The organism is Desulfotruncus arcticus DSM 17038 (assembly GCF_900113335.1).
Taxonomy (GTDB): Bacteria; Bacillota; Desulfotomaculia; order Desulfotomaculales; family Desulfallaceae; genus Desulfotruncus; species Desulfotruncus arcticus.
Genome location: NZ_FOOX01000002.1, coordinates 149,635 through 163,654 on the forward strand (window position 1 = coordinate 149,635; position 14,020 = coordinate 163,654).

At 37.8% G+C, this 14,020-nt stretch carries 14 protein-coding genes; 10 read left to right on the forward strand and 4 right to left on the reverse strand.

Features of this window, described 5'->3' with window-relative positions:
- The 4 genes from BM056_RS03240 to BM056_RS03255 form a co-directional block, all read left to right on the forward strand.
- Positions 1-220: hypothetical protein (locus BM056_RS03240; RefSeq protein WP_165613350.1), on the forward strand; the 220-nt coding region annotated here is incomplete at its 5' end.
- A gap of 366 nt (positions 221-586) precedes the next feature.
- Positions 587-2,698 (forward strand): C40 family peptidase, encoded by a 2,112-nt coding sequence (locus tag BM056_RS03245; protein WP_238456283.1) that lies wholly within the window; start codon positions 587-589, stop codon positions 2,696-2,698.
- Positions 2,699-2,859: 161 nt separating this feature from the next.
- Positions 2,860-3,066: a hypothetical protein gene (locus BM056_RS03250; protein WP_092468684.1), complete on the forward strand. Its 207-nt coding sequence runs from the start codon at positions 2,860-2,862 to the stop codon at positions 3,064-3,066.
- 14 nt (positions 3,067-3,080) lie between these two features.
- Positions 3,081-3,821, forward strand: coding sequence for a poly-gamma-glutamate hydrolase family protein (locus BM056_RS03255; RefSeq protein ID WP_092468686.1), 741 nt, complete (start codon positions 3,081-3,083; stop codon positions 3,819-3,821).
- A 107-nt stretch (positions 3,822-3,928) separates the two neighbouring features.
- Here BM056_RS03255 and BM056_RS03260 read toward each other — a convergent pair whose 3' ends face one another.
- Genes BM056_RS03260 through pgsB form a run of 4 tightly spaced genes read right to left on the reverse strand, consistent with a single transcriptional unit; the run spans position 3,929 to position 6,736 of the window.
- Positions 3,929-4,777, reverse strand: coding sequence for a poly-gamma-glutamate hydrolase family protein (locus BM056_RS03260; protein WP_092468687.1), 849 nt, complete (start codon positions 4,775-4,777; stop codon positions 3,929-3,931).
- 18 nt (positions 4,778-4,795) lie between these two features.
- Positions 4,796-5,029, reverse strand: coding sequence for a hypothetical protein (locus BM056_RS03265; protein WP_207648121.1), 234 nt, complete (start codon positions 5,027-5,029; stop codon positions 4,796-4,798).
- A gap of 15 nt (positions 5,030-5,044) precedes the next feature.
- On the reverse strand, positions 5,045-5,497 hold the full coding sequence (pgsC, locus tag BM056_RS03270) for a poly-gamma-glutamate biosynthesis protein PgsC (RefSeq protein WP_092468689.1): 453 nt from the start codon (positions 5,495-5,497) through the stop codon (positions 5,045-5,047).
- A 21-nt stretch (positions 5,498-5,518) separates the two neighbouring features.
- Positions 5,519-6,736, reverse strand: a complete 1,218-nt coding sequence (gene pgsB / locus BM056_RS03275) for a poly-gamma-glutamate synthase PgsB (protein ID WP_092468691.1) — start codon at positions 6,734-6,736, stop codon at positions 5,519-5,521.
- Between the two features lie 828 nt (positions 6,737-7,564).
- On the opposite strand from pgsB, the gene panB reads away from it, so the two are divergent.
- From panB to BM056_RS03305, 6 genes are all read left to right on the forward strand, one after another.
- Positions 7,565-8,401: a 3-methyl-2-oxobutanoate hydroxymethyltransferase gene (panB, locus tag BM056_RS03280; RefSeq protein ID WP_092468693.1), complete on the forward strand. Its 837-nt coding sequence runs from the start codon at positions 7,565-7,567 to the stop codon at positions 8,399-8,401.
- 174 nt (positions 8,402-8,575) lie between these two features.
- Entirely contained in the window at positions 8,576-9,577 is a 1,002-nt protein-coding gene (locus BM056_RS03285; protein ID WP_207648122.1) for a TRAP transporter substrate-binding protein, read from the forward strand.
- Positions 9,578-9,658: 81 nt separating this feature from the next.
- Entirely contained in the window at positions 9,659-10,135 is a 477-nt protein-coding gene (locus tag BM056_RS03290) for a TRAP transporter small permease (RefSeq protein ID WP_165613351.1), read from the forward strand.
- 25 nt (positions 10,136-10,160) lie between these two features.
- Complete coding sequence (locus BM056_RS03295) at positions 10,161-11,441, forward strand: TRAP transporter large permease (RefSeq protein WP_092468697.1); 1,281 nt, start codon at positions 10,161-10,163, stop codon at positions 11,439-11,441.
- Positions 11,442-11,474: 33 nt separating this feature from the next.
- Positions 11,475-13,094 carry a histidine kinase gene (locus tag BM056_RS03300; protein ID WP_092468699.1) on the forward strand — a complete coding sequence of 540 codons (1,620 nt, stop codon included), beginning with the start codon at positions 11,475-11,477 and terminating at the stop codon, positions 13,092-13,094.
- Positions 13,095-13,106: 12 nt separating this feature from the next.
- Positions 13,107-13,913 carry a response regulator transcription factor gene (locus tag BM056_RS03305; protein ID WP_092468701.1) on the forward strand — a complete coding sequence of 269 codons (807 nt, stop codon included), beginning with the start codon at positions 13,107-13,109 and terminating at the stop codon, positions 13,911-13,913.
- The last annotated feature ends 107 nt before the right edge of the window (positions 13,914-14,020 follow it).

Here is a 14,020-nt window from a genome sequence, read left to right on the forward strand (position 1 = left end):
TGAAAGACTTGCCGCCTTGGAAACGGGCCAACAAGAAACCAATAAGCGTCTTACCATCATTGAACAAGAAACCAATAAGCGTTTTGCCGCCATTGAAGCCGCAGTTAATGATTTAAGGAACATTAACCGCCAAACACATAAAAAAATATTTACTCACCTCAATGCCATGTGGGACGACATCAAGCTTCTTTCTACTAACGAGGAAAGATCTATCCGATAAAGCACCCGGCCACAGCGCCCGGTATTTTGTTTTTCATTACTTCCGCAAATTAAGGAGTCCTCTTTATCGTTTAAAACTATTTTTCTGATAAGGTTAAAGTAAAGGTAGCAACTGCAAATACGAAGGCCTCCCATTATCGGGAGGCCTTGATTTGATTTAAGGAGTGCCTGAAATGTTAGTAATTTAACTTGACGGGAAAGACGCTGGTTAAAAAATTCATCAGTGCGATAAACTCAAATCCGATACTGAAGGAATGGTATAACAGGGATGTCTATAGTAAACTAGAGCATTATTATAATGAACAAGACGGCGTAGAGAATGATTGTTTAGGAGGAATTCAATAATGAAATCGCGAATGCTTTAAATATGAAAAACACCAATAAAATGCCAAACCAACAAGATCTTGCAGCTCAAGTAAAGTTTGATGCGGGAGTCTTAAAGGCGACAAGCGAGATAAAGCAGGTGGATTTTAAAATGAACCAATTTAAAAAACTAAATGTCATATGGTTAATCCTATTGATCCTGTTAACTGCTAGCCCATCCTATGGTTATAATAATGAGACAGAAATTCAAACGGTTTTACTTGCAGAAAGTTTAATAGGCAAACCCTTTAAACAAGGGGGAAATACACCGGAGGAAGGATTTAATAGCACCGGGTTTATTCAGTATATATTTAGAGAGGGAGAGCATATAGTCCTCCCTGGATTGCCTTCACAGTTATGGAAACTGGGTGAACCTATAGAACGTAGTGAAATACAGTCTGAAGATGTTCTTTTCTTTACTGGAAGCAAGAACCTAATACCGGCAATATATAAAGGTGACAATATCATTATCGTTGTAGCGACTAATGAAGGCGTAGTAAAACGGAATATAGTAGAAGATTTCTATTGGAGGGATCGGTATAAAGGTGCAAGGCGCTACACAAATATAGCTAATGAATTAAATCCTGTAGCTGTAAAAGCCCTTGAATTAGTAGGATCTCCTTATGAACTTGGAGGTAATGATCCAAATGGCTTTGATCATTCAGGCTTTGTACAATACGTTTTTAGTGAAGTAAACAAATTGGATTTTCCCAGGACATCGAACGAACAATGGCGAGTAGGTATGGAGGTAGATACGGCTGATATTAAATCTGGTGATGTACTATTCTTTCAAGGCAGCAACGTGCGACTACCGGGAATTTATATAGACAATGGTATTTTTGTTATCGTTACAACTAATGGGGTTGCTGTAGTGGATCTCGAAACAAGTGATTATTGGAAATCCAGGTTGCTGGGAGCAAGACGGTTTACTAACAATATTATTGAGGAGGAAGCCGTTGTAAGCAATCCAATTGTAGAAAAGGCTATGGATTTGCTTGGGACACCCTATAACCCGGAAGGGAATTCACCAACCGAAGGCTTTAATACGACTAATTTTGTACGTTATGATTTTAAAGATATCCTCAACATACAACTATCTGTCTTTTCCGATAGGATCTATGAAATAGGTGAATCCATTTCTAAAGAAGAGCTTCAACCAGGAGACTTAGTGTTTTTCCAGGGAAGCAGTCTTATACCTGGCATTTATAAAGGAAATGGTATGTTTATCGTTCAGACTACAGAAGGAGTTGCGGAAAGGGATATTGAGAGTGAGTATTGGTCAGATATATATGTAGGTGCAAAACGACTAACGGCGGCTGATATATATTATTCTCAGCCTGAAAATTATAAGGAACATGAGAATTTAGTTATTCGAGAAGCAATGAAATATATAGGAACTCCTTATTTGTTAGGTGGCGATACAATAGCTGGTTTTGACTGTTCTTATTTAGTTCAGACAGTCTTTAGAGACGCTAAAAACATTTACTTGCCTCGTATAACTTATAAACAATGTGAAGTAGGCGAAACTATCGATTTTGAAAACAAGCGTCCTGGAGACGTGATTTATTTTACAGGAAAATGGCGGGAAGGGATATCACATGCTGCAATTTATCTAGGAAATAATTATATAATTCATGCATCTGGCGACGAAGGTATGACTACAATCAGCTATTTAGGACAAAATTTGCTGGATCGCCTTGCAGTAGTAAAGCGCTTTGACTCGCTTAGTTTGAGGCTGGATTCTAAAGTCGTTGAAGAAGCATATAAAACTCTGGGTGTACGTTACTTAGCAGGAGGAAATACCAAAGAAGGCTTTAATCACTCCGGGTTTATACAATACGTTATGAAAGCAGGTTTAGATATTGATCTACCAAGATATTCATCTCAACAATGGGCTTTAGGAAAAGAAATAGAAAGGGAAGATTTAGATATTGGAGATGTTCTATTCTTTGAGGGATCCAGCAAGGTACTGCTACCAGGATTGTATATTGGAAATGGGCAGTTTATCATCGTAACAGAATCTGAAGGTGTAGCAATCCGTGATCTTAATATTTCAGATAGTTATTGGAGTCCACGATATGTTGGAGCAAGACGATATGAAAAAACCAATGAGTAGCAAATGAGTAGCAGATACTGGCTTCCCGTCTTCCCCTTTTAATATTTATTTCCTCGAAAATAACTGAATCCCTGTCAGTCTTGAATATTTTGACTGGACAGGGATTTTTAGTCCGGATTAAAGTGACCGGGAACACCCGGGGGCGGTCAACGAGCATTTAGATGCCCGGGTATATTCTTGGGATTGAAGCCTGCCAGACGGGCCGCCGTCACATTGCCGCCTATCATAGATATGCTGCGGTCAAATGTTGTCCTCGCCAGTATGAAGCCGAAAACAACGAAGACACCAGTATCATGACGGGCACAGGCATCCCGAGGACCTTGCCGGAGCCTATGAATATAAAGCCCTGCTGTGATACAATTAAATGAAGAGGAGGAAAGAGATGAACATAAGAAAACATGTTAAAACAATTACGGTATTTGCTTTATTCTTCTTTTTATTGATAGGTTATTCAAGTTATGTAAAATACGAAGGCGCAAAATTGGAAGATGAGAATAAAACACTAAAAAAACAGTTAGATATTGCAAATGAAAAAATAAAAGGACAAAAAAATGAACTTGATGAATTAAGAAGTTTATTGGATTCTCAAAAAGATGTTGATTATGAAATTGAAGTTAATGAAACAGATTCTAATGTTACAGTTGTGGCAATTCATGGAGGTAAAATTGAAAAAGGTACTACTGAATTAGCTTATGCCTTAGCTTCCCATAATAATTACAACTATTATTCATTTCTGGGTTTAAAAAGCACAGATAATTTTGCACTACATGTTCCTTCAGATAAATTCGCTGAAACATACGCACTGGAAATGGTTTCTAAATCTAAAAGGACATTATCAATCCACGGGTGTACCGGTTCAAAAGAATTCACATATATCGGAGGCCGGGACACTGAACTGGCAAACAGAATAAAAGAATCTCTGACTAAGCATGGTTTTACTGTGAAAGATACTCCGAAGGATCTGGCCGGTATATCGCCAGATAACATAGTGAATAGAGATATAGACGAACGGGGAGTACAGATAGAAATATCAGAGGGCTTAAGGACAAAGTTTTTGTCGACTAATAAGCATAGCTTGAACAGCTATGTTCTCGCAATAAGTGAGGCAGTCAACAATATGTAGGGAATGTGTCGAAGTTTGTGTAAATGACATAATAAAAATAAAAGGCTGGACAAGCTACCTTAGGTAGCTTGTCAGCCTTTTACTTTTATAAACAGTATTTTTTCAGGTTACTCTTCTGATACTACTTTAACATCTTCAATTAATTCCTTGGGATTCTTTGCGCCTTTTTCTAATACTTTCTGGACTTTCTTATCGAAGTTGCGCTTTTCAGGGTTAAGCTTATTTAAAAACCCTTTAGATTTATTATTATCAATCTTCTTCATGAGTTGAACTATTGTTGGCCAGCTTTCGCTTAGCGCTTGATTGATGGTGCCTGAATAATCGTTTAAGGTACCGGAATCAGCTGCGAGCTCATCTCTTAAACCTTTGGAAATAGCGATCTGAACGCCGCCAAGCTGATAACTGTCATTAAACAATTCATTCTTATTCACTATATTGCTGTCCATAACCCCGGCAATGCGATCAGGAATACTTAAAGTTTTTACATTATATCCTTTGGCAGTAAGATGTAATCTGATCAATTCTGCCAGCAACTTATTCTGACCGCCAATATAAGTAACTTCGTCATCGCCGGCAGCTCCGATAACAGAAACAGTGTAATCTGATTTATTAACTAAACTAACAGCTGTTGGTTCGTCAAAATTGGTAGCCCTTACAAAAAGGCTCCCATTATCAGTCGCTTTAAGTCCTTCAAATGAATAAGTGTTATATTTACCGTACCCGTTCAATGCCTCAACTAATTCTGAAGTGCCTCTTTCAATACCGCCTCCGTGTATAGCTAAAATTGTTGTATCGCTTCCGATATCATTAGTGTTAATGGTATAGTCTGAAGGGTCTTCAGCTGCAGCTAGTTCAGCAAAACTACGATAACCTGTTGTGAAGGCATATGCGCTTATACCAATTCCAAATGTAAACAACATAACTAAAGCCAGAATTTTGAGAGATTGTTTTTTCATACTTATCTTGCTCCTTTCTTAAAGTATTCTAGTAAACAGATAATCTGTAGTAATAATCAGCAGAGTTAATCCCATTAGCCCAAGTGCTTGAAAACCGGTATTTCTCTTGCTGATCTTAACGAGATACAGGCATTTTTCTTTCAATGTTAGTGTATTAAAAACCGCAACAGCTTCATGCTGACTTTTTTCTCTGATAGGTTCTGATGTGTTCATGTATTGTTTGTTATTTATTTGCCCGTATAAAGTGCTCATTTTACACCTCCTTTCTCATATACTGACATTTAACAGTAATGTGCAACCATAAGTCATTGCACACAGCAATCCAGTGCTTAAAAATGTTGTTGCTAAACCTTGGCGCTGAATTGTATTTGCTAATAATCCGGGCACAACAATACCAACTGCTGCCAATCCGGAGATATAACGATAATCAAAGGGCAATATTGCATACGTAATAAGCTGCAACACTACTGACACTGCTATCATAGCTACAAATTTTCTTTTGCCGTATAGAATTGTAACTTTGCTCACTCCGAAATTAACTATTAAATAAGTCAAGATGCTAATAAAGAATGTTAAAAATATAGCCTGGGGCAGATCTATAAGCAAAACTAAATATCCTGGTACAATCAGACCGGCAGGTAAGATTCCGGTAATTTCCGTAAATAACAAGCTCAAAATTACACCCAAAATTATAACTGTGCCAATAGCCGTAAAAAGCAACCGTTTACCCTCCTTTAATAGCTAAATAACTTGTGGCACTTGATCCGTTTCCAGATTGAAGCGAGTTTTTAATTCAGTGGGGAAGTCGTGAATTATCAATTCAACCAATTCATCGCCACCGCCGTGAATGTTTCCAATGCCAAAAATTGTTCTGTTTAGAAAAGAATCCTTAATTGTTTTATAAACCTCATGGGGAGACAAACCCTCAGCATTTATGTATTTCTGAGGGGATATTTTTTTACTATTTACTCCTTCGGTAACTGGATTTACTGTCTCACCCATTGCAACAAGAATATCAATATCCATATTTGGTAAGACCTCTTCTGCCAACTGTAATGTCCGGTCAACCCTATCAGGCCTGCAATTTACAATTACCATAGGATTTTTGGTTGGATAACCACGAGCTGTTACATGCTCCCAAATCATTCGTGTGGAATTTGGATCATTGGCGGCAAAGCCATTGACAAAATATGTGGGGCTTTTCTTGTCTAAGGTATAGATCATTAAAGCTCCCGGGTCAGGATTAGCGTTTAACATTCCCCTTAACGCAGTATCTTTGTCAATGTTTAGCGCTTTAGCCACAGCCAGCGCGATAGCAATATTTTCCGGGAAAATTACATATTTAAACTTTTCCAAATAATCATCAGGGATTTCTTCTTCATTTGCAATTAATACCCGGCAGTTTCTTTTCTTTGCCTCCTGAGTAAAATAATCATTATAACTGCTATCATCAACAATAAGGGTTCCGTTTTTTGGTATTGTAGCCGTAAAGGACTCTGCAATAAAATCTAAAGTCGGGCCGCACACATCCATATGATCTTCACGAACATTAACAATAACCCCTATATTTGCTTTAACAAGCTTTTCCTGAAAAATAATCTGGTAATCGGGATTTACAGCCATACACTCTGTTACAAATGCGGATGCGCCAAGCTTGACTGCTTTTTTAACGACAGCTTTTTGTTCTATAATATTTGGACCTAGGCGGCCTCGTCTGATTGGTTCTTCTTCTTCCTTGTTCCAATAAATAATTCTCGCACTGGTTCCCGTCGTTTTTCCAACAACCTTAACTCCTGCTTCCTTTAAAATACCGGTTATTAATCTTGTTGCAGTTGATTTACCTCTTGTGCCGTTTATATTAATTCTAAGATTGATCATGTTTAATTTTTTATTATGATTTATTTGTTCATAAACACCTAAGATAAAAACAAAAATAATAAGTGCTATAGCAAACTGCACATTTATCCTATCCTTTCTTTAATAGAAATCCATTACATTAAGTCTCCACGCTTTGCGCCCTTGCCTTTCGGGCAGTTTGCCAAATATGAAATTTAAAAGAAAAGCTTGTCCACTTTCGTGTTAATATAAGGAAATATGTCTAACCCATAGACCTCCCTTCCAAGCCAATTATACTGAAAGAATATGAACCAATCTTTTCTGAGAGATGAACATGTTTTACGAAATTGTGAACAATTGTTACAAGACAGGTTTCTTAACGGCAGCCAGTTCTATGTCGGAATCCAGTTGTGCAAGTAAAAATTATCTCAAAAAGGATAGGTCAGAATCATTTGTCTAACTTGATTATCAGGGTTAATTATGCCGAAGGGATATGAATCTGCTGTTGCCAAATCTTTATCATGTGTTGCAAAAATATTAATAATTGTTACAAGCAATAAAAAAATACCAACGGTTTCCGGGCAGCAATAGCCGGTAACCGTTGGTATTTCTTTTATTTATCTGAGGAGGTGGTAAAGCAAATCAAATTTCCTGGGAGTAACCTCAATATATTCGCCACAAATTAATACTCTCCCGATATCGGCCTGTATTATAGCGCTAAAACCTTCCAGGCGCATCGGCTCAACTTGACCTAAGATTTTCAGGTCGCCCAAAGGGTGATACGTATAGTTTAGACGCCCAAGACGCAGCGTGGGATGGTTTGCAAGAATGTCGGGCTTGATGACAAGAAAATCAATAGGATTATATAATCAAGACCCGAAAATATGTACTAATAATTAAATAGTTTTTATTATTCACAAATCACAGTTTAATGGAGGGGAGTTGCAGCAAATGTCCAAGGTGAAAATTACGATCCCACAATTAAAAGAGTACAAACAAGATAGCCGCAAGTTCACGATGATTACTGTCTATGATTACCCAATGGCTTTATTAGTAGACAGATCGCAGGCAGAAATGATATTGGTGGGCGACTCACTGGGGATGGTAGTCCTTGGTTACGAAGGAACTGTTCCTGTAGAATTGAATGACGTTATATATCACCTTAAAGCGGTTACAAGGGCGGCAAGGAACACCCTGGTGGTCGGTGACATGCCTTTTATGAGTTATAACGTATGCAAAGAGGAAGCTATTAGGAACGCCGGGCGGTTAATGAAGGAAGGAGGTGCTGATTGTGTAAAAATCGAAGGCGGTTTGAAGGTGGTAGATACTGTAAGAGCTGTGGTTGACGCCGGGATTCCGGTGGTTGCCCATATAGGACTAACTCCTCAAACAGCTTCCATGTTGGGTGGTTTTAAAGTACAGGGTAAAGACCCACAAGCGGCTAAACGTTTACTGGAAGAAGCTCAAATGCTTGAAGAAGCCGGCGCCTGCGCTATTGTATTGGAATGTGTACCTGCTGCTCTTGCAAGTCTGATTACAGAAAAATTAACTATACCGACCATAGGCGTTGGTGCCGGGGTTAATTGTGACGGACAAAATTTGAATGGCTATGATATTATCGGTATTTTCGATAAGTTTGTTCCCAAGTTTGTTAAGAAATATGCCAGCCTGGCTCCCGTTATTTTGGATGCATTTAATAATTTTGCAGAAGAAGTAGCTAATGGTAAATTTCCAACTGATGAACATATCTTTAACATGAATGAAGAAATATTGAAAAAAATATATTAATTGATCAAGTATCACAAAAATAATGATTTACTTAATTTTGCACATGTATTTAAGCTTGCAAAAAACATAAGTATATTGATTAAAATTGTCAAAAGGTTACCCTGAAGAAGTAACGAAAATATTTATGTTTGAGGATTTTATAAGCATGTTCAATACGGGGAGGTATTTATATAAATGAAAAAGCTTTTTATATTATCTTTGATAGTAGCAATGATTTTTGCAGTTGCTGCTTGCGGAAGTAAAGAATCAACTCAAAATTCTGCAGATTCTAACAAACCTGTAGTTTTACGGGTCGGAAATACTACCGCGCCCGATAGCCACTATAATAAGGGTTTAGAAGAATTTAAGAAAAAAGTTAAAGAATATACAAATGGCAGCGTTGAAGTAAAAATATACCCCAGCAGTGAGCTCGGAGATGAAAGGGATTTAGTTGAAGGTGTAGCTATGGGAACAGTTGAAATGGCTTTGGTTTCAACCGGCCCGTTAGCCAATTATTCCCCCGATTTTATGGTGTTTGATCTGCCCTTTATAGTTACCGACCGTGACAAAGCGTATAAAGTTATGGATGGTGAAGTTGGTCAAGAGATATTGGGTACTTTAAAACCCAAAGGTATCAAAGCTATGGGCTTTTGGGAAAATGGTTTCAGAAACATAACCAATAACGAAAAACCTATCGTTCACCCTGAAGACGTAAAAGGCATGAAAATAAGGACTATGGAAAACCCCATTCATATTGAGACATTCAAGACTTTAGGCGCGACTCCGACACCTATGGCCTGGAGTGAAGTTTTTACCGCTTTACAGCAGGGAACAATAGATGGACAAGAAAACCCCCTGGCAATAATTGATACGGCCAAAGTTTATGAAGTACAAAAGTATGTATCATTAACCGGGCATTTTTATTCGCCCGCGGTGCTCATGATCAATGATAAATTCTTCGAAGGTTTATCAAAATCACAACAGGACGCAATTCTTAAAGCTGAAAAAGAAGCCAGGGATTGGGAAAGAAATTACAGTGAAGAACTGGATAACAACCTGGTTAAAACTTTGGAAGAAAAGGGCGTAACCGTCACCCCGGTAGATAAAAATGAATGGCAAGAAGTTGTGAAACCTGTTTATGATAAATTCAAAGATCAAATTAACTCCAAGTATATCGAAGCTTTAGCCGGCAACTAAATAATACACTTGGCTGAATAGAGTATGATTAATTTTCATACTCTATTCAGTTACTTAAAATCGGCGAGTTGGAGTGGTTACATGAAAAAAATAATTAAATTTTTAGATAACTGGGAAGAAAATGTTATTACCGTTTTACTCCCTTTAATGTGTATAGTAGTTTTTTTATCAACTGTTTTTAGATTTGTAAAATTGCCGGTGATGCCCTGGGGCGAAGAACTTGCGCGTTATCTTATGATTTGGATTGTGTTTCTGGGATTAGGTACCGGAGCTAAAAAGAATGCGCATTTTTTTGTACAAATTCTAATTAATGTCATGCCGGAATTTACCCACAGATATATTAATATTTTTAGAACTGCAGTTGTAACTGCATTTTGCTTTATCATTATCCTACTGTCGGCACAATTGATACAAGCTCAAATAATGATGGGGCAAATATCACCTGCTCTGCGGATTCCTATGTGGATTGCTTATTTGGCGATCCCGGTCGGTTGCGCCACAATGATAATAAGATCAATACAATATGCAGTAAAAGATTTAACTGGTAAAACTAAATAGTATTCAACAAGGGGGTGAACCTATTTTGGCCTTGACGTTATTCGGGACATTATTTTTGGCGCTTTTTTTAGGTATACCTATCGCAGTTTCCGTAGGGATAGCAGTTCTTGTTGCGCTGGTAACACAAGATACTAATACGTCCTATGTAGTGGTTGCCCAGAGGATGTTTACATCTGTAGATAGTTTTCCATTCATGGCCGTACCGTTTTTTATACTTGCAGGGAATTTGATGGAAAAAGGTGGAATATCGAAGAGGATTATTAATTTTGCCGCGGTTTTGCTGGGTAAGCTTCCGGCAAGTTTATCTGTAATTAATACTGCTGCATCAGGTTTCTTCGGAGCAATTTCAGGCTCAAATCCTGCAACTGTGGCGGCAATTGGCGGTTTAATGGTACCCGGGATGATAAAAAAAGGCTATCCGAAGGAAAATGCGGCGGCAGTTGCAGCGGCGTCAGGAACATTAGGTGTTATTATTCCACCAAGCATTTCGATGGTTACATACGGAGTTGTAGCCTCGGTATCAATAGGAACTCTTTTCATAGCCGGACTTGTCCCGGGCATACTTCTGGCATTAGGAATAATATTAACCGGTGTTATTATTAACAAAAAGTATGAATTGCAAAGTAAAGAAGAAATTAGTTTTAGCCGGATATTTGCTTCATTTAAAGATGCCATATGGGCGCTGTTTATGCCTTTTCTGATTCTGGGCGGTATATATGGGGGGGTATTTACACCGACTGAAGCTTCAGCGGTAGCTTGTTTATATGCTTTTATTGTCAGCAAATATATCTATAAAGAAATTAAATATGCTGATTTAAAGTCTATCTTCGCCCAGTCAGCAACAAACACAGCGTTGATAATGTTTGTGATTACACTTTCGGCACCGTTTTCCTGGTTAATGACGAGTGCCAATGTGCCTGCCAATCTGGCAGAATCAATATTGGCAGTAACAGGCAGTAAATATCTTTTACTACTTATAGTTAACGCCCTTTTACTGTTTCTTGGGTGCTTTTTGGAAACACAGTCGATCATACTTTTAATGACTCCGATGTTGCTTCCTTTAGCCATGCAGTTGGGTATAGACCCTGTTGCACTGGGTTTGATAATTATTGTGAATACCTCGGTTGGTATGATCACTCCTCCTATGGCAGTTAACATTTTCGTTGCCAGTACTATATCTAATGTTAGCATTGAAAAGATAAGTAAAAAGATAATACCGTTCTTTATTGTAGAAGTAGTTGTCTTATTAATAATGACCTATTTTTCAGGTATTTTAATGTGGTTACCCAATTTATTGCATTTGTAAATGGCAGCTATCAAGGAAATATAGGTGGAAAATATGCTTAACTTTAAGGAACTAACAAACAAAATAAATGAAAACAAAGTGCAATACTTTGATGAGCAGCACTTCCCCTGGGGGAAGGTCCAATGGATAGATCTCGCAGATGGGGCCCGGAAGGCCGTCATGAGCGCATCAGTTGCTACAATATATCCAAAAAAAGAACAACAGCTTCATTATCATTTTGGTTATGAGGAATTGATCTATGGCATCAAGGGAGAAACATATCAATACTCCAACGGTAAAAAGGTAGCGCTGGCGGCAGGTGATATTGTCCATATTCCGGCCGAGGGCAGTCACCGGATGTATAACCCGGGCAGTGAGGAGGCCCAGTTTTTAAGTATAGTCAACCCGGTACAAAAAAAGGAAATAACAATCAGGGAACGGTTAAATGGACACTCTTTACAGGATATCAACATAAAGGATGTATTGGATGTAATAAACCTGCGGCAGATTCTGGAAAAGTTTACTCATGCCATGCAGCTTGGTGTAATTATGTATGACCATCTTGGTAATTTAATTACCGATCCTCTTAATATGCCGCACTTTTGCCATCTATGCATTAACAGCTCTTCAGCGGAATGCCTTGAGCATAAGGATATTTCAAATGATGCAACAAAGCTGAGGATTTACAGGTGTAAATTTGGCATTTGTTCAATCCAAAAACCGGTTTTAGTTAATCAGACCTTGCTTGGTTATTTGGGATGTGGTTATCGCAGGTTGGATTATGTTGCACCGGAGGAGGAAGCTGCTCTTAAAGATAGTTTTCCGGCCAGAGACTATATTCTAGTTAAACAAAAGTTTGTAGATTTGGAGATGATCAATAAAAACAGGCTGTTGGGGGCGGCAGAAACCTTGTCTCTAATAAGTGAAGACCTGGTGGGAGTTGTGGTCCAATCCTTAAATGAAAAACAGATTAACTCATATAAACTAAAATTGGCGGAGGAAGAACAAAGAAAGTCACAACTGGAAAATTTTCTTAACGAATCGCGTTTAAAACTGCTTGAGTCCCAGGTAAATCCTCATTTTTTATTTAATACGCTTAATACAATTGCCCAAAGTTCATTAATTGAAGGAGCAAATACGGCTTCTCGCCTTACTTATGCATTGGCAAATTTACTTCGCTGCAGTCTGGGTAAAGTTAATTCGTTTATTACTATCGGCGAAGAACTGGAGTATATAGATGATTATCTATATATACAAAAAAATAGGTTTCCAGATCAATTTAATGTCAATATAGATATCCAAAAAGAAGTTAAAGAATATAAGATACCGTTTATGACTATTTTGGTCTTTTTAGAAAATGCTATTGTGCATGGTTTTGAAGGTTTGGAAGGTTCTAAAGATATTTGGATCAAAGGCTGGATGGACTCATTGTTTTCTATTTGTATTAAGGTTATTGATAATGGCGTAGGTATTCCTGTTGACGTTATTAATAACGTGGAAAAATTTAAAAATATGGACTTGCAATCAAAAGATATAAAAGGGCTTGGCATATATAATGTTTTTAAGAGATTGGAATATTATTACAGGAATAGATTTAAGCTTCAATTTAAACGGCTGCCGCAGGGCGGGACTGAAGTAAATTTATTTTTGCCTGTAATGGCGGAAGATTCTTAGGGGGGTTAGGCATTGTATAAGCTGGTGGCTGCTGATGATGAAGTAACAGCATTAAAATTCATCGATTATTGTATTAAAAGAAATGAATTACCTGTTGCATTGGTTGGAACAGCCATGGATGGCAAAGAAGCTATTGGCTTAATTGACGATTTGCACCCCGATATTGTTCTCCTGGACATTAAAATGCCCAAATTAAATGGTGTTGAGGTTGGCAAATATATTGCTGAAAAACATCCGGGAACTAAAGTGATTATGCTTACGGCTTATGACCAATTTGATTTTGCTCAACAGGCCATACGCTTTAACGCCTATGATTATCTGTTAAAACCGGTTAAGCCTGAACAGCTTATAGAGGTTATTAAGAAAGCAATTAAGGAAATTAACCGGCAAAGACTGGTGGAAGAGCAAAATCAAAATTTGACGGAAATTAAAAATATTATTAATAGCTATAATGAACCATTGATGAAAATTTTATCAAAGCCGGAATTGAAAAATGTTGAACAGGTAGTTTCCTGGATACAAAATTATTTACAGGTGAACTATCACAAGAATATTACCCTCGAGCACCTTGCGGAAAAGGTATATTTGAGCCCTTGTTATGTTAGTCGTGCGTTCAGGCAGGTAACCGGATTAAACTTTATGCAGTATTTAACAGAAATTAGGATAGAGAGAGCAATGCAGCTTCTAAAAATTGGCAAATATAGCGTTTCAGAAGTGGCTGAAGCAGTAGGCTATAAAGACGCCAGTTATTTCAGTCAAATGTTTAAAAAGAAAACAGGCTTTGTTCCCAGCGAATTAATCAATAAGCAGGCTAAATAAACAATAAAACAACACCCAAAGACAAGAAAGCCCACAGGGTATTGATAAAGTACGTTTAAATAGCTAGTAAAAGGCTGTATTGAATTTTAGATGAAAGGGATGGAAGA